This window comes from Alteromonas oceanisediminis (genome assembly GCF_018474025.1).
In the GTDB taxonomy this organism is placed as follows: domain Bacteria; phylum Pseudomonadota; class Gammaproteobacteria; order Enterobacterales; family Alteromonadaceae; genus Alteromonas_E; species Alteromonas_E oceanisediminis.
In genome coordinates this window covers 33,771-49,951 of record NZ_JAHCTA010000005.1, presented here as the reverse complement: position 1 = coordinate 49,951, position 16,181 = coordinate 33,771, and the positions used below count along the sequence as shown (strand labels likewise).

Annotated in this window: 19 protein-coding genes; 12 read left to right on the top strand and 7 right to left on the bottom strand. The window is 45.6% G+C overall.

What is annotated here, in order from left to right:
• Window positions 1–5: 5 nt before the first annotated feature.
• From KIU71_RS09765 to KIU71_RS09735, 7 genes are all read left to right on the top strand, one after another.
• On the top strand, window positions 6–2,006 hold the full coding sequence (locus KIU71_RS09765; RefSeq protein ID WP_214131100.1) for a response regulator: 2,001 nt from the start codon (window positions 6–8) through the stop codon (window positions 2,004–2,006).
• 95 nt (window positions 2,007–2,101) lie between these two features.
• On the top strand, window positions 2,102–2,572 hold the full coding sequence (locus tag KIU71_RS09760; protein WP_214131099.1) for a DUF2383 domain-containing protein: 471 nt from the start codon (window positions 2,102–2,104) through the stop codon (window positions 2,570–2,572).
• A gap of 187 nt (window positions 2,573–2,759) precedes the next feature.
• Complete coding sequence (locus KIU71_RS09755; RefSeq protein ID WP_214131098.1) at window positions 2,760–3,086, top strand: DUF883 domain-containing protein; 327 nt, start codon at window positions 2,760–2,762, stop codon at window positions 3,084–3,086.
• Window positions 3,087–3,096: 10 nt separating this feature from the next.
• Window positions 3,097–3,588, top strand: a complete 492-nt coding sequence (locus KIU71_RS09750) for a hypothetical protein (RefSeq protein ID WP_214131097.1) — start codon at window positions 3,097–3,099, stop codon at window positions 3,586–3,588.
• The gene (locus KIU71_RS09745; RefSeq protein ID WP_214131096.1) at window positions 3,585–3,836 is read left to right on the top strand and encodes a hypothetical protein; all 252 of its coding nucleotides are present in this window, start codon (window positions 3,585–3,587) and stop codon (window positions 3,834–3,836) included. The genes KIU71_RS09750 and KIU71_RS09745 overlap by 4 nt, the downstream gene beginning before the upstream one ends.
• A 258-nt stretch (window positions 3,837–4,094) precedes the next feature.
• Entirely contained in the window at window positions 4,095–4,271 is a 177-nt protein-coding gene (locus KIU71_RS09740) for a DUF1328 domain-containing protein (protein WP_214131095.1), read from the top strand.
• Between the two features lie 67 nt (window positions 4,272–4,338).
• Window positions 4,339–4,530: a hypothetical protein gene (locus tag KIU71_RS09735; RefSeq protein WP_214131094.1), complete on the top strand. Its 192-nt coding sequence runs from the start codon at window positions 4,339–4,341 to the stop codon at window positions 4,528–4,530.
• 63 nt (window positions 4,531–4,593) lie between these two features.
• On the opposite strand, the gene KIU71_RS09730 is transcribed toward KIU71_RS09735, so the two are convergent.
• The 5 genes from KIU71_RS09730 to KIU71_RS09710 all read right to left on the bottom strand — a co-directional run bounded on the left by KIU71_RS09730 (window position 4,594) and on the right by KIU71_RS09710 (window position 10,097).
• Window positions 4,594–5,043: a hypothetical protein gene (locus tag KIU71_RS09730; protein WP_214131093.1), complete on the bottom strand. Its 450-nt coding sequence runs from the start codon at window positions 5,041–5,043 to the stop codon at window positions 4,594–4,596.
• 272 nt (window positions 5,044–5,315) lie between these two features.
• On the bottom strand, window positions 5,316–7,754 hold the full coding sequence (locus KIU71_RS09725; RefSeq protein WP_214131092.1) for an efflux RND transporter permease subunit: 2,439 nt from the start codon (window positions 7,752–7,754) through the stop codon (window positions 5,316–5,318).
• The gene (locus KIU71_RS09720; RefSeq protein WP_214131091.1) at window positions 7,735–8,595 is read right to left on the bottom strand and encodes an MlaA family lipoprotein; all 861 of its coding nucleotides are present in this window, start codon (window positions 8,593–8,595) and stop codon (window positions 7,735–7,737) included. The genes KIU71_RS09725 and KIU71_RS09720 overlap by 20 nt, the downstream gene beginning before the upstream one ends.
• Window positions 8,592–8,915: a hypothetical protein gene (locus tag KIU71_RS09715; RefSeq protein ID WP_214131090.1), complete on the bottom strand. Its 324-nt coding sequence runs from the start codon at window positions 8,913–8,915 to the stop codon at window positions 8,592–8,594. The genes KIU71_RS09720 and KIU71_RS09715 overlap by 4 nt, the downstream gene beginning before the upstream one ends.
• Window positions 8,916–9,071: 156 nt before the next feature.
• Window positions 9,072–10,097 (bottom strand): DNA topoisomerase IB, encoded by a 1,026-nt coding sequence (locus KIU71_RS09710; RefSeq protein WP_214131089.1) that lies wholly within the window; start codon window positions 10,095–10,097, stop codon window positions 9,072–9,074.
• A gap of 330 nt (window positions 10,098–10,427) precedes the next feature.
• Here KIU71_RS09710 and KIU71_RS09705 point away from each other — a divergent pair, with 330 nt between their 5' ends.
• Entirely contained in the window at window positions 10,428–10,943 is a 516-nt protein-coding gene (locus KIU71_RS09705; RefSeq protein ID WP_214131088.1) for a hypothetical protein, read from the top strand.
• 77 nt (window positions 10,944–11,020) lie between these two features.
• Here the strand turns inward: KIU71_RS09705 and KIU71_RS09700 are convergent, their stop codons facing one another.
• A complete protein-coding gene (locus tag KIU71_RS09700; RefSeq protein ID WP_214131087.1) occupies window positions 11,021–11,530 on the bottom strand; it encodes a DUF2878 domain-containing protein in 510 nt (169 codons plus the stop codon).
• A gap of 200 nt (window positions 11,531–11,730) precedes the next feature.
• On the opposite strand from KIU71_RS09700, the gene KIU71_RS09695 reads away from it, so the two are divergent.
• The 4 genes from KIU71_RS09695 (at window position 11,731) to KIU71_RS09680 (ending at window position 15,593) form a co-directional block, all read left to right on the top strand.
• Window positions 11,731–13,371: a diacylglycerol kinase family protein gene (locus KIU71_RS09695; protein ID WP_214131086.1), complete on the top strand. Its 1,641-nt coding sequence runs from the start codon at window positions 11,731–11,733 to the stop codon at window positions 13,369–13,371.
• Between the two features lie 3 nt (window positions 13,372–13,374).
• Complete coding sequence (gdhA, locus tag KIU71_RS09690) at window positions 13,375–14,718, top strand: NADP-specific glutamate dehydrogenase (protein ID WP_214131085.1); 1,344 nt, start codon at window positions 13,375–13,377, stop codon at window positions 14,716–14,718.
• A gap of 210 nt (window positions 14,719–14,928) precedes the next feature.
• Window positions 14,929–15,366: a hemerythrin domain-containing protein gene (locus KIU71_RS09685; protein ID WP_214131084.1), complete on the top strand. Its 438-nt coding sequence runs from the start codon at window positions 14,929–14,931 to the stop codon at window positions 15,364–15,366.
• A gap of 8 nt (window positions 15,367–15,374) precedes the next feature.
• Window positions 15,375–15,593: a hypervirulence associated TUDOR domain-containing protein gene (locus KIU71_RS09680; protein WP_214131083.1), complete on the top strand. Its 219-nt coding sequence runs from the start codon at window positions 15,375–15,377 to the stop codon at window positions 15,591–15,593.
• A 36-nt stretch (window positions 15,594–15,629) separates the two neighbouring features.
• On the opposite strand, the gene KIU71_RS09675 is transcribed toward KIU71_RS09680, so the two are convergent.
• Window positions 15,630–15,977, bottom strand: a complete 348-nt coding sequence (locus tag KIU71_RS09675) for a hypothetical protein (protein ID WP_214131082.1) — start codon at window positions 15,975–15,977, stop codon at window positions 15,630–15,632.
• Between the last annotated feature and the right edge of the window lie 204 nt (window positions 15,978–16,181).

The window sequence follows — 16,181 nt, the reverse complement described above, 5'->3', positions numbered from 1 at the left end:
TTGATATGACTGAAGCTGTACGTATCTTGTTGGTCGAGGATGACGAAGACGACTTCTTACTCACAGAAGATTATTTGGTCAATGTACCGAATCAGTCTTTTGTATTAAGTTGGGTGACGACGTCCTCTGATGCAATCAATGCCATTCGTGCGGGTGATTTTCACTTATGCCTGCTCGATTATCTATTAGGTAAAGAAACGGCGGAAGACGTACTAACACTGTTTCAGCAAAGCAACATCGACCTTCCGGTGGTCGTATTGTCAGGACAGTCTGATCCGCAAATTGATGAGCGTGTCATGCGCGCTGGCGCGACGGACTATCTGTCAAAACAAGAAATCGAGACGCCAAAGTTTTTGCGAATGCTGCGTTATGTACTGGCTCGCAGAGAGATCGAAGATGCACGTTTAGCGCGGCAAAAGGTGGAATTACAAAATAAAGCCAAAGATAAGTTTCTAGCCCATTTAGGCCATGAATTGCGCACGCCATTGGCCTCCATTCTAGGCTATACAGAATTGTTATTATCAGACACTGCTAATCAATCTGCCCAGCAGGAGTTGGCGATTATTCACAATAATGGCAAGCATCTGTTAAGCCTGCTGAATGACTTACTAGACATGTCGAAAATCATCGCCAACAAGTTTGAGTTACATAGCCGTCCTATCCAACTCAATGCATTTTTAACCGATGTGTATGCGTTGATGCAGATTTCTGCTAAGGACAAAGGCCTTACCTTAGTGTTTCGCTCTGATGCGGACATTCCCGAAGTGATTTTTGCAGATGCTACCCGCCTACGACAAGTGTTGATAAATCTCATCAACAATGCCATTAAGTTTACCGATAAAGGTGAGGTTACGTTGGCTGTCTCTATGGCAATTCGTGCAGCTGATTTTGAACAACCTGAAAAACATTACTTGCGATTTATCGTCCAAGACACCGGTAGAGGCATGTCTGAAGACAAACTTGAGATGATATTTCAGCCATTTTCACAAATTGAAGACATCATGCGCGCAGAGCAGGGCGGAGCAGGGTTAGGGTTAGCGATTTGTCAGGAAATTGTAAAGCGAATGGGCGGTGATATTACCGTAGAGTCTGAAAGTGGCAAAGGTAGCTTATTTGAGTTCATTATCGACCCGGGTGATATCAGTCAACAGCCGCTAAGACCATTTGAATTGCAAAGAGTCGATAGCCAGTCGTCAACGAAAGGTACGCACGTATCCGGACGCGTATTAGTGGTGGACGACTTACGCGAGCTTCGTCGGCTAACCGGTCACCATATCAAGCAGTGTGGCGCCAGCGTTGAATTCGCCGAAAATGGTTCAGCTGCCATACACGCCATTGAGGTGGCCGAGCAACAGGGTAAACCATTCCACTTAGTGTTAATGGACATCCATATGCCCGTCATGGGCGGACAGGAAGCCGTTAAACAACTTAGAAAGCAAGGTTATAATTTGCCCGTTGTCGCGTTGACAGCAGCAAGTCATAAGGGCCTTTTTGATAGCCTAATGGCACAAGGTTTCGATGGTGTGGTCCCAAAGCCAGTTGATACTAACTTATTGAATAGCGTGCTAGACGAGTATCTCATTGGCGAACAACCAGCTCAGGCGACTGGTTTGCCGTCGGGCAATTCAACGTCACACAACCTGGCCTCGAATTCGCCAAATCGAATACTATTGATTGAGGATGATTTAGACGCAACGGCATTAATGGCAATTCTGATTAATGCCATTGGCGACTTCGAAGTGATTACCGCACATAATGGCGAAGACGCGATTTCGTCGTTTAAAAGGCATCAGGGTGAATTTAGCTACGTTTTGTTGGATCTGACTTTGCCTGACGCGAGCGGCTACGATATTGCCGAAAAGATGAGAGAGGTTAACACGTCGACACCGATTATCGTGATCAGTGGCGCTGAGGCGGACGAGTCAAAGATGAAAGACTTAAACTTGCAGGGCGCACTGTTGAAACCCATCAGCAAGGAAGACCTCCGCACTATCCTTATGCAATAAGCAGAGGTCGCCACAATGGGCCAGTGACGATGAACGAGAATGGCGCAATTCTTGTATCTACTCATGGTGAATTAACAATCCTGTGAGGAATCGTCATGGACCCGTTGCTTTATCTCCCACCTGAAAATCAGCAGCAGCTAGATGCTATTACGCTTAACGATGCGCTTGCAGTTTGCATCGACAGTCTTGAGTTACTGGAGCATGCTGAAAAACACTGTGAGGGCGAAAAGCTCCGTGGTGTATTTGCGAGCCTCATCGATACAAAAAGGCGTTTAGTCACTGAGCTACAGCACCACTTACGTTCGCACGAAACGACGCCAACGATCAATGGAACCCTAACCGGCGATATGCGCAGATGGTATCTAACGGCACGTGAATGGTTTTCAAATGATATCGACCAATTATTGCTGGAAAGACTATATGATTATGAAGTACGCAATCTAAAAATGCTCCAGCAGGCTATTGTTATTAGTGAACGGGTTGAAACGATAGAAGAGTTAAAGTTTGCGAAGCGCCTTATTGAAATGCATATCGACACGTTACAGTCGTTAAAGATGAAGGATTAAAAGGTTAGGATAACTGATGTGCAATAATTACACTGCTGTGTCAAAGTTGCTCAGCTCAGTCGAAAGGTTTCCACTGAGGTTACTAAATAGTTAATGTAAATCAGTCAGTTATTAATTTTAATAGATTGGTATACGGATTGCTGCTTCTCTTGCGTTGAACCTATCTCAATACAAGGAGCTAACTACTATGAACCAGTCAACAACAAAAGAAACGTTCGCGGCGAAAGACACAACAAACTCTTCAGCCGGCAGCACCCATCCCGTTGCTGATCGCGTTAAAGACACGCTTCACAGTTCTGTCGATGCGTTATCAGAACGCGTTGGTAAAACCGAGGAGACGCTAAGAAATTCAGCCACGCATTCATCTGAAGCGGTTGCCCAAAAACGCAAAGAAATGGAAGCTAAGTGGGAACAATCTTCAATTAAACGTTATGCGGTTGAAAATCCAGTCGCAACAGCGGGTATTGCATTTGCCGCCGGAGCATTGCTTGCCTCTTTTATGCGTAAGAAGTAATTTCTAGCACATGTCTTTTGAACGAGATCAAAAGCACGTGAGCCACCCTGTGTTTACCGACGTGTCTGACGCGTCGGTTCAGGGTGAGCCATTACGCGGTTTTGCATCTGACGACAATATTTCTGATGATGCTTCTTTCACCCGCACTTATACCTCATTAAAACGCGCCTACAATGCACGAAAAGCATTTTTATCGGCCGCTATTTCACTTGGAAAGCGCGAATTTGCTTTAGCGCGAGCCGCTTTATTAGGCACGCTTTTTTCCGCGGTCGTTACCGTGTTCCTCGCTTTTTCAACATGGATACTGCTCTGCGTTTTGGGGATCGTACTTTTAACCATTACTGGCATCGCCCTTGTTTACAGCGTTCTCATTATATTTGGAGTCAACGTGTGTTTCATGATGATTTGTGCATTCCTGACTGCGACACTTGCAGAGGAAATCAGCTTACGTCGAACCATCGCGTTGTTCAGTTCTGATAACTCAGAAGGGGACTCACAATGAAGCGCTATTTACTGCCGGGTTACGAAGCAACTGAACGCGCATTTGAACAGTGTCAAACACAAAAATGTGAAGCTCAGGTCAAACAGACGGATGCTGTGCAGCAGATGAAACACCTCATTGCCTCGCCAAAAGGGATGGGTGCAATAGCGGCAATAGGGGCAGCAAATGAATTCGCTAGCAGTGATACAAGCCGAACAAAGCCTGCTCTCACGCTGTTACGCATTATCACATTGCAGTGGCTCACCTAATCGGTACCGGAAGCCCTATCGACATGAACGTGCCTCACATTTCCAGTGGGGCTTTTTTATGTCACATCGTAATTGCGCATTGAGTGTATAATAAATAGATACCTGTAAAATCTGCACAGCGTTTTGCCATAAACTACAAAAAACGAAAATACCACAAGCTCAAATAGCATTTTTTCTATTAAAAACAGAACCTTATAAGTTGGCACGATGTAAGCATAAATCATTGTGAAATCGTTAAAACTTTAAGAGGAAAATATTATGTTAGGGTGGGCAATCACATTTTTTATTATCGCTATCATCGCTGCAGTATTTGGATTTGGCGGGATCGCAGGCGCGGCCTCTGGCATCGCACAAATTTTATTCTTCGTGTTTTTAGCACTACTGGTTATTTCACTCATTGCAAACGCACTGAGAGGTAAAGGACCCACGGTATAAAACGGCCGGTGCTACCGACAAAACCATCACGAAGATAAACGAACACTTACATCAAGGAGCTACACATATGAACTTCAAACAACTTTCAAAAATCTCTGCTATCGCTGTATTTACTTTTTTCCTGGCCGCTTGTGGCGATGATAATGCCGAAGAAGCCGGTGAAAAAATTGACGAGATTGTCACCGATGCTGGCAACGCCGTCGAAGATGCCTGTGAAGATGTCAAAGAAGGCGTTGAAGCAAAAGATCAGGATTGCTAATCGTCCTTTGAGTGAAAAACACCGAGCGTTTGCTCGGTGTTTTTGTTTGTACCGCAAAGATCATTACGCTTTAGAAACAACAACCTTTTCCGTCCACTTTAAGAATGCGCCCAATGCGGCTAGCAATATGCTCGCAGAGACTATAACGGCCACGGGATAGAAAAGATTCCCTGCGAGATCAAGCTGGCTGTATTTTATGATCATAATCAAACCTTCCAACACCAACGCTATGATGACGACACTGACAAAACGTGTAATTGTTTTGCGTATGGTAAACAGCAAATCACTCCCTTCACTTTCCCGATACTCTTTAAATATCCCAACCGCCAGCTCATAGGTAGCCAGCGCGATAAATAAGTCATTAATGGCCTTGATCACACCTGTAATAAAATCTTCCTGATAAAATGCTTCATAAAAATGCACCATGGACAACCCGACTAAACTCATGGAGAAGATGAGAAAGAGCGTTGCGAATATATTGGCAGCAAGGTTTTTAATAAAAGGATGATTCATTGGGTGTCCTTATTATAACTTGGTTAAATCTGACATGACGAAACCGTGATGCACGCTTTCAGCAAATGCTTGTGTTATATCATGAAGCTTATCCGGGCAACATGGGCTATCTCTAATCAATAGGTAAGTGGCGTATAACAGAGGCATCGATGAACTTAGGTGACCCGAACTCCCAGATAAAAATCTGCCAAGGGTTGAGGTTACCGTTTGCGGATCAAGGGCGCTACAGTCTACGCGACTGCAGCACGATGATTTTAGGGCAAGACTTGATGCTAAGACGTAGAACCTTCTGGCTCAGCATCAGCTTTGGCTGCAAATTTATGCAACAGCGCAGGCAGTATGGTTATATCAGAGACGAGCGCCAATAGCATGGCGACGGCAGTCATAGCGCCAAAATAAACGCTTGGTAAAAAGTCTGAAAAGGCGAACATAGAAAACCCAATCGCAATAACCACCGAAGTGATTATGATCGGCTTGCCGGCCTCTGTAAACGCTGTCTGTATCCCTTTACCCCGCGTATTACCGCTTTGGAAACTGTGCACAAAATGGATCGTGTCATCAGTCGCGATACCCATAGCAATCGCGGCAATCGTCATGGTCATTAAATCAAGCGGTATCCCCAGCCAACCGATTGCACCTAAAATGCCTAGCGTCGTTATCGCATTGGGGATCAGTGAAATCAGTGCGATCCGCACTGAACGGAAAATAAGTAGTAACACCAATGCCAAGACAATATAGACAAAGCCCAGTGTTTGGATTTGTGAGTCAACCAGTCGCGATAAGATATCTTGATACAACACAAACAACGACGTCAGGGAAAAGGCATCTGGTGCTAAGCCGACTGTATCTAGATCGGCGCGAATTTGCTCGATAAACCTTGCACGGTCAAGCCCCTCGGTGGTGTCTTGTATACGCATCGCTATTCTGAGTTTGTCACCAGACTCAGAGATGTAACCACCGATCAGTTTATTTGCCACATCCTTATCAATGAGTGAATACACCGAATTAAGTTCGTACTCTGTTAAAGGCTTTCCGCCGTTAACCTCCTTAGCTAACTGAGTAAAACTCACCAGTGATGTGACGCTGCCTGTCGCCTCAAACGCATTTAACGCTTCATGGGCTAAATGTAACTGATTGATGGTATTCGCAGTGACGAGCAAATCATCAGATTGCTCAGTTTGAGGAACATCAATGATGACATCAAGTGGCGTCGAGCCACCAAATTCCTGGTCGATGAAGGTGAGTTCTCTACTCACTTCGGTACCGGGTTTGAAATAATGAATAAAACTATTTTCGACGTTCAGGCGGCTAATGCCTAAACCCAAGCCTGCGGTTGCGACCAGCGTAACAACGATGAGTAAAATTGGCCACTGAGTCACCACATGTTGCGTGCCGGCTAATGCCCGGTCAATAATGCTATTCTGAGGCTGTTTTTGTCTGGTTTTGAAGAATGTCAGCAATGAAGGAAATAGCAGCAGGCTTACCGTCATTGTCACTATCATGGCAATCATCATCATCATACCAAAGCTAACGACTGGCTGGATACCGCTTAACATTAAAGAGCCGAAACCGACTGATGTCGTCAATGTGGCATAGAAACAGGGGGCTAGCTTGTGCTTAAGCATAAAGAAAGTTGGATCATCTGCTTGTGCTTCTTCACGCGTTGCCTGCCGATAAGAACCGATTAGGTGAACAATCACCGCCAAGGTCAAAATAATTTGTAGCGCAATAAAATTGGCAGAGATGACAGTGGCATTGAGCTCAAGTAGTCCAAACAAACCAATGGTGAGCAGTACACTCAACCCACATAAGCAAAGAGGCAGAACCACCCATCGAAACGAACGATAGATAATCAGTAAAAGAATGGCAATAACGACAGCAATCGCACTACCAAAGACCACGAGATCGTTCTTAATAATATCGATAAGGTGATACCCCACCACGTATGAGCCGCCTAGATACACATTGGCGTCAGCCGACACGGACTGGGCGATACGATTAATCGTTTCGATTTCGCGTTCGCGCTGCGTTTGCAGATTTGCTTCGATGGGTTCTGCTTGTTGCTTGAGCAATTCCAGTTGCGTTTCTTCTTGCTCGCTTAACGCGCGATCCAAACTTTTCTTTTTAATGGCAAGTTGTGCGCTTCTCAGTTCATCCAATTTTTCGTTGCGCTCAAACACGATTTGTATGGCAACAGCGGTCTTTTCCTGATTGATTAGTAAGTCAGTGTAAATGGGATGGTCATCAAGCAACGAGTGCATACGTGAACTGCTGAATTGTTGCTTCTGCCATGTGAGGTCGGCGATGTCATCGCCAAACAATAGAGATGTTTCTTCATCAGTTAAGGGCACATTGAGGTAAGAAACGACTGACTTGACTCGCTCCAGTTCGGATATCTTATTGCTCAAGTTCTCAACTTGAGCAATCGATTTCTGACTGAATACGTCACCAGAATTTGGCTTATAGGCCAGCAAAATAAACTCTTCGGGTGCAAATGTTTGGTCAGCCAACTGTGATCGTATAAACAGCGGGTTGTTTTTGACCAGCAGTGTTTCGGCAGATGCGTCAATCTTGAAGGTCGTTGCTGTGTAGCTTAAGAAGGCGGTGACAATTGCAAATAGAATAATGATTGGAAATCGGGCTTTGAGAATGCCGCCAGCAAGAGTACCTGCGAGGCTAGTGTTTTTCTGATTAGTCCTTGAATGCGGCATCGCGCTTCACTCCCTGAAGGTATTGATTACGAAAGTACAGATAAGGATCTTCTGCCTGTTGATAAAGCTCCTCATACGGATCCGACTGTTCAGAGAAGTCACTGAAACCATCAGTACCGTAGAGATAATAAGTATCCGGCGGACTCGTTAAATATCGAATAGGATTGAGAAAGCCTTCACCAATGAGTGAGGTTGTGCCACGTACGCTGCTCTGCCCGAGAAATGGCAATACAAGATAAGCGCCACTGCCAACATGATAATGCGCTAAAGCGTCACCAATCGTTTGCTGTTGAGGCGGAATGTCAAACCATGTCGACGCCGGGTCAAATAAACCCAGTACGCCAATAGTTGAATTGATTAAAAAACGACCGAGGTTGGTTCCTGCACCTTCGACATTACCCGTTGCAAGGTTATTGAGTAGGTTGACCGGTTCGCGAATATTGTCGAAAGCGTTTCCAATGCTTTGCCGAACAGGGGCTGGCACCACAGCTTTATACCCACGTGCAGCGGGAAGTAATGCATAGGTGTAGGTAACGTGGTTAAACTTAAAAATAGCGCGATTAAAGGGTTCTAAAGGATCGTAGTAAACTGTCGGCTCACCACTGCCACCGTCCTCATCAACCATATCCACTACTGTCGGCTCGACTTGAAGAACGCCCTGTGATGTTTGAATAGTGACGGCTTTGCCTTGGCTGAGAGTCTCTTTTGAAACATGGCTCTGCTCATCAGCGGGTTGACTGGGCTGAGTTTCTGCGTCATCTGGAACGCTTGAGCATGCCGTAATAAAAAACGCTGTGCAAATACCCAGCGAGAGGCGCGCGAAGCCGTGACCTACATTCATAAACTCTTTCCTGACCTAGGGTTATCAATACTATTTTGATGATGCTGAATAATCGACAATGCTAACCGCAATGCCTCGTCACGTTGACGATACCATTTTGTATTATGATGTGCCTTAGCCTTTTCAAGATAATGCTCTATACGTTGAGCGCGCAAAAAGTGATCGCGATTCGTCAAATCATAGTCCAGTGGCTGATACTTCGCGACGACATCTTGAATGGGAGAATGAACCGGTGCAGTGCTTTCAATCGACTGACTGGCCATCAGTAAACCTGAAGTGAGCGCCAAAGCAATAGCGCCAGCTTGAATGAATTTGACCATGATTATCTCCGTTGAGTGAATAGCGTATTCGACTTATGCTTAATGCTGGACAGATAAGCAGGATACATTCCAGTTAGATTGACAGTTAACTATCTGAATACTCTTTGTTTTTATTAAATAGTATTCAAATGGCAACATTGACTGTGTAGTTTGTTCCTATTGACTAGAAGACTTTGCACACTCAGGTTTTATAAAATGTAACGCCGCTTTCTCGCTGTCAATCAACTCCGGTTCGTCCAACACTGGATGCAATTTATACTGAGTAAAGGTGTTACCTTGGTGGTCTTTCTCAACGATGCCTTTGAGCACATCGGGGTGAATGTAGTATTCCTCACAGATTTTAGGTGTGTTGCCTAACGCACCGGCAACGCGTTTGACTAACGTTGCCCTAAAGTTCTTGCGCGGATTGTCCTTGACGACTTGCTGGCAATCGTGGGCTAGCGCTATCGCAAGCCGAGTGCCAGCCCACGTCCGAAAATCCTTAGCGCTGAAGTCGTCTCCCGTCACGCTACGAATGTAGTCATTAACATCATCGCTGCTGATATCCAGCCACTTGCCACGGCGCTTAAATCTGAACAGGCTGTATCCGGGTTGTTCTGCGGATTGAATAATCAACTTGACTAACGCGTCGTCATCTAACCTTACATCCCGCGATTGATTATGCTTGCCACGATAATGTAGGAAGATGTCGCCGTCTTGAACATCCATATGCTTGCGGCGTAATGTGGTTAACCCGTAGGTATCATTCTGCTGAGTATAATACTGATTTCCAATGCGCATCCCCGTTTGATCAAGCACCGAGGTGGCGATGGCGCAGACTTTTTTTTCGTTCCAGTCTTGCTGTTTGGCATCCTTGTAAAAACGGGCTCTAAAATCGGGTAGACCGGATGCAAAGGTTGCCAATCGTTTGAACTTAGCGAGTTGGCGCTGACGCAACCAGTCTGGGTGATAAATATATTGTCGACGTGTTTTTGCATCGCAACCGACGGCTTGTACATGGCTGTCGTGTAATTCGCTGATGCCGACACGCTGCCACATTGGGGGGATGGTCAGGCCTTTAATCCGCTTTAACGTTCGTCGGCAACGGATTTTTTTTCCGCTTCGGTCAAAATACTCAAAACCTCTTCCCCGAGGCCGGCGAGTGATCCGGCATACTTCATCTATTTCGACATTCTGTGTCATTGCATTTTAATCCGTTGAGTCAACTAACGATTTATCGCATAACGTGATCTCCATCAAAAATTAGGCCACAAATTATTGAAAAGAAACCTGGAAAGCGTGTAAAAACGATAGGCATTGATGCAAAAAGTACAATAGCAACGGCATGAAAGCGTGTAGTACTCATAGGCGCTCATTACAATGCCACGTAAGGTGTTGGCGGAATCTTAGCCAAGCTGTTGAAATTATTAACTTATTGAGTATTCTAATAGTGTGTGGACTAGCCTTTAATAATCTGTATGAAAATTGCTTAGTCTGCTCTATCCCGGTCGCTTATTCTTCATAGGAGTTTACATGTCTTCACCCTCTCCAGAAACTGACAATCGTATCGCTGCCGTTTTTGGAAGTAAAAGCGCTGCCGAGTCGCTGGCGAGTGAGCTCGTTAAGTCGGCTGATGTGAGTGAGCAGCGAATTAACGTGATTGCACCTAAAGATCATGAATTCAACCGCAAGCTCGAGGGTAGTAGTCAAAAAATAGGCAAGCGCATGCTCAAAGATCACATCATTTGGGGCATTGGTGGTTTGACATTCGGTGCGGTTGTTGCCGGTATTCTGGTCTCATTTGGACCAGAACTGACTCGACAAAATCCCGTTTTCACCTTTATCGCACTAATCAGCCCTGGCATTTTTTCTGGACTATTTATATCGGGATTACTATCGCTAAGACCTGATCACGACATGACCAATGAACAAGTGCGATCGGCTGCACAAAAGGGAGAGTGGACAGTGGTTGTTTCCCTTGATGATAGTGACAGTAAGGAAAGCATTTTAAATAAGATCCGCTCCGCCCAGCCTGTCAAGATTATCTAATTGCAACGATCAACACGTGTTAATACAGCGAGCCGCGACAGGTAATTAGGTCTCGATGCTCGCTCGACAACTGAGCATCAATGTCGAACTTTCTGATACAGTATTCTCAGGCTAAGCGAAACGACCAACCACACGCCAGCCATGGTCAGATAGCTCGGAATTAATGGCCATTCAATGGATACAGCACCGAGTCTCTCACCAGCAAAATAACTGACCGGGGCTAATGTTGAAAAGATAAGCGGCATCAGCACAGGCCTATGAAAAACAGCAGAAAAACTGTGTAAGAGTGTCGCACCGAGTCCTGCCCACAGCACAATAAGCCAGACGGGAATGAATCCGGCCAGAATTTGTTGACCGTTAAACTCAAACAAACCGACGTAGGTGAGCAGTGAATCGCTGATAACCCCTAAAAAGACGGTTAGCCCAACAATCTTAATCTCATTGCGTTTATCTGGCACGCACACAAAATGGACTGCCAATAGCAAGAGCGGGATCACAAGCCACTGTGTTTGTCCAAAGATGCAAGCAAACCATATCGCTTGAAATCCGAGCGCGTTAGCGATACGCCACTTAACCAGTTTTTGCATGATGCAATGCTCCGACCCAGTCATTTCTAAGTATCTACGTTGTAGATTTTACGCATACCGCAAAGATTAAGTTCAGAATTCGTTGAATATCAGTCGTTTGGTGGTGGCACGCCATTTGTATTAGTGCTACCCAATTGCTAATACCCGTCTTATGAATAGGTTTTGCTGCACCGCTATTTACGCTAATAAGGAACGCACCGATGAAAATGATTAAATACTACGTAGGCATCAGTGTTTTGTTTGCACTGTTTGCAGCGTATTCAAACAATGTTTTCATGACGATAACCTGTGCTTGGGTCAGTGTTTCTGTACTAGCGGTTTCGCTCGCGTATGTATTTAACCGACCCACCATATTTCGTAAACGCGAAGATGGCTCAATACCTACTTGGATACGCTGGTTCTTTATTCCCTTTTTGCTCGGCGCTTCTTTATACAATGCGGTAGCGCGTAAACGCGATAAGGTGCCACCTATTCAGGAAATCAACGATCATATTTTCTTGGCGTGTCGGCTGTTTCCCTCCGATGTTGACCTACTCAAAGCACAAGGCGTTACGGCAATTCTAGATGTAACAGCCGAATTTGATGGGCTAGACTGGAGCTCGCAGGACGCTAATTTACATTACTTGAATATTCCTGTGCTTGACCACACAAGCCCTTCGGTCGATCAACTCAGGCAAGCCATTCGCTGGATAAATCACCAGGCAAAGGCGGGAGGTAAAGTCGTTATCCACTGCGCGTTGGGGCGAGGACGTTCGGTGCTTGTCACGGCAGCGTACTTGCTATCAAAGGATGCGACGTTATCGATTGTTGATGCCATGAATCATATCCAATCTATTCGAACAACGGCACGACTCAATAAACATCAACTTAAAGCGCTGCGAAAGGTCAAGAAGGGAGGGCGCCTTAAGCTGGGTGATAAATTAGCGCTTATCGTCAACCCCATTGCAGGTGGGGGGAAATGGGCACATGAGAAAGACTACATTCTGGAGCGACTGGAACAGACATACGATGTCACGGTAAAGCTCACCACCGAATCCATTTCTGCAAAGACGTTGACGAAGGAAGCGTTAGACGATGACGTTGATTTCATCGTTGCGTGTGGCGGCGATGGAACGCTCGCTGAAGTGGCTGACCAAGTGTGTGGCAGTAGTGCGGTCATGGGCATTATTCCGCTGGGTACGGCAAACGCCCTAAGTATGGTGGTCTTCGGGACAGCCAGTAAGCTGACACCGATTTCCACGGCGTGTGACGTCATCATCTCTGCGCAATCAATGACCGTTGATACCGCATTATGCAACAACAAACGAATGCTTTTGGTCTGTGCGCTTGGGATTGAAGCTGACATGATCAAGCGTTCTGATCGGGGGGCTAAGGACGAAAAAGGTCAAATGGCCTACATCCAGTATTTTTTAGAATCGATGTTTGATTCTGCGACTCAATCCCTTGAAATAACGCTCAATGATGACGAACCATTCTCGGTTGAATCCAGCAGCTTCGTTGTCGCTAACGCGGCGCCGCCGTCTACTGTATTAGCGCAAGGGGGGGGTAATCCTGATATCAATGATGGTCAACTGGACGTGACCTACTTTGATGCTGAAAAGTCATCTCTCGACACGGTATCTTCAGTGGCTGGCTTAACGCTGAGCGGGCTGCTAAACGGCCGGCACACTGAGCTGGTTGAATTCAGACAGTGTGAGAAAATTCAAATCAAGGGCCAACAAGAACTAGATTATGTACTGGATGGCGAAGTATGTAGCGCAAAAACCATTTTTATTCAGTGCGAGCCAAAGTCGCTCACTTTACTGTGCGCGCCCGAAGCGATCGCAAACCAACAAGGATAATTTATGACATACACGTCGAATTGGGACAAGTTCGATCACTGGCTTAACACTCGCAATCAAGGGCAGGATGAATTTATTCAAGCCGTGCGAGAAATTGCTGCAGATGTGCAACCGATTATTAATGTGCATGAAGAGTACAAACATCATCGTGTGCTGTATCGGCTGGCTGAACCAGACAGAATAATCACCTTTAAAGTGGTATGGCAGAATGACAACGGTGAGCTACGTATCAACCGTGGATGGCGTGTTCAGCAATCCAATGTATTAGGCCCTTATAAAGGGGGGTTGCGGTTTCACCCCACAGTGAATGAATCGATACTGAAGTTTCTTGCGTTTGAGCAATGCTTCAAAAATGCGTTGACCGGTCTGCCACTAGGTGGCGGCAAAGGGGGGAGCGATTTCAACCCGAAGCACTGCTCTGATGCTGAAATTATGCGCTTCTGCCAGGCGTTTATGACCGAGCTAAATCGACACGTGGGTCCGCAAACGGACGTACCTGCCGGAGATATTAACGTAGGGCAGCGCGAAATTGGCTATTTATATGGGCAATATCGCCGCTTGGCGAATGAATTTGGCGGCACGATTACCGGGAAGCCGCTGGAGTTCGGCGGCAGTCTAGTACGGGAAGAAGCGACAGGTTACGGCGTGATTTACTTTACCGAGAATGTCATGTCGGCAGCGGATGATAAGCTCACCGATAAGCGTATTAATATTTCGGGTGCTGGAAATGTAGCGCTTTACGCCGCTCAAAAAGCAATCTCTCACGGCGCGATAGTCACCACCTTATCGAACAGTAAAGGAACACTGCATATTAAAGAGGGCTTGGAAAGCACCGACCTTAATATGATTATCAGTAATAAAGAGTCTGATAATGCACTCAAGGACGCGGCCGACGAGGGCGTTGGCGAATGGTTGGCAAGAGCAACTCCCTGGGCTATTCCGTGCGATATCGCAATGCCCTGCGCGACGCAGAATGAAATTCTGCTGCAGGACGCGCAACGTATTATCGACAACAAAGTGCAATACGTTGTTGAGGGTGCAAATATGCCTCTCAGTGAAGACGCCGCAGAATTACTGCATGCTTCAGATTTGGTGTACATACCGGGTAAAGCGTCAAATGCAGGTGGTGTGGCAATGTCTGGCTTTGAAATGAGTCAAAACGCTCAGTTTGAACCCTTATCGTTTGGCGTCTTAGATCAAAAACTAAAAGACACGATGGCGCATATCCATTCGCAGTGTTGGGAAGATGGATTTGCCGCAGATAGCGATCAGGTCAACTATAGTCGTGGGGCAAATGTCGCGGCCTTCCGAAGACTGGCGGATGCGATTGTGGCTCAAGGGTACTAGGTTAAGGCGTGCAATCTGTGCGCCACACGCTGTAAGTTCTACAAAATATTTGTCAATGACCGGCGCACGGAAAATTAAAAATAATCATTTCAATGAGTTATGTTTTTGTTCGATTGGTTTGTTTATTGCTGTTATCTGGTGTTCACATTGAATCAAATGAACACAAGGTGACGTAATTCACTGCACTTCATTCATTAATAAGGAATTAATATGCAAATCTTTGAAGCTATTCGACAGGACCACGAGCGCCAGCGCCTGTTGCTTAAAATTTTGGTAGAGACGAGTGGTGCAACGGAAGCTCGCAGAGAGTATTTCGAAGACTTAAAGAAAGAGTTAACTCAGCACGCAAAGGCGGAGGAACGCTATTTTTACTCTCCTTTAATGGAAAGTGACAAGACAATTGACGCATCTCGCCATGGTATCGCTGAACACCATGAAATTGACGAGTTAATTGAGAAACTTGACCAGACCAGTATGAGTAGCGCGGCGTGGTTGCGTTATATGAAAGAGCTTCAGGAAAAAGTGGAGCATCACCTTACGGAAGAGGAAAGGGAATTTTTCCAGCGAGCCGGTAAAGTCCTATCTGAAAAGGAAAAGGAAGCGCTTGCTGAGGAATATCAATTAGAGATGGAGCCCATTCGGGGATAGTTGCTCTGATGAAAAATTTTCCAACGAACACAAAAGTCACGTGGGAATGGGGGCAGGGTACTGCCTCCGGCTATGTGCGCGAAAAATTTACTGAATCAGTCACAAAAACGATTGACGGTAATGAAGTGACTCGGGATGCTGATGAGAATAACCCAGCTTATTTGTTGGAACAGGATGACGGTCAACGCGTACTAAAATCAGCCTCTGAACTGAAGAAAGCAAATTAGCAAAAAAAAAGAGCATCATTGATGCTCTTTTGTGGCCTAGCCTTCGGATTCAACGACGGCAACGTCAGTGTCGAAAATTTGCTTTGAAATAGCCTCCACTTTGCGTTCATTTATGTTGGGATCTGTTTTTTGCTGAACCACTGAAATGCCGGATTGTGATGGCAATACATTAAGTGTCACTTTATCATCAACCATAATCGTCAATTCTGTAAATGGTCTTTTGACCGGAAACACAGCGTTTTTATCGATATTTTCAAGCAGTTCAGCATCACTTGTTTCAGTGTCGACTGGGCCTGCCATTTGTGCGCCAACGGAGGCGCTAAACATTAGGCCAGTGGCGATTGCAGCCGCTGTCATGTTAAAAAGTGAATTATGTTTTGTCATGATGTTCTCCTGAGTGACATCGGATGCCACGATTTTGGTAAACTCATGATAGACAATGCAAGACCGGTTCCATCGTAATTATCCATTCTAAGTCTATGACAAGATTGGATTTTTTAAATTAAATCTAATTTTTTATGCGTCGCACAAGTAATAATTACAGACGTTTACTCGCCGTTTTACACTGCGAACTATTGAGGAAGTGTT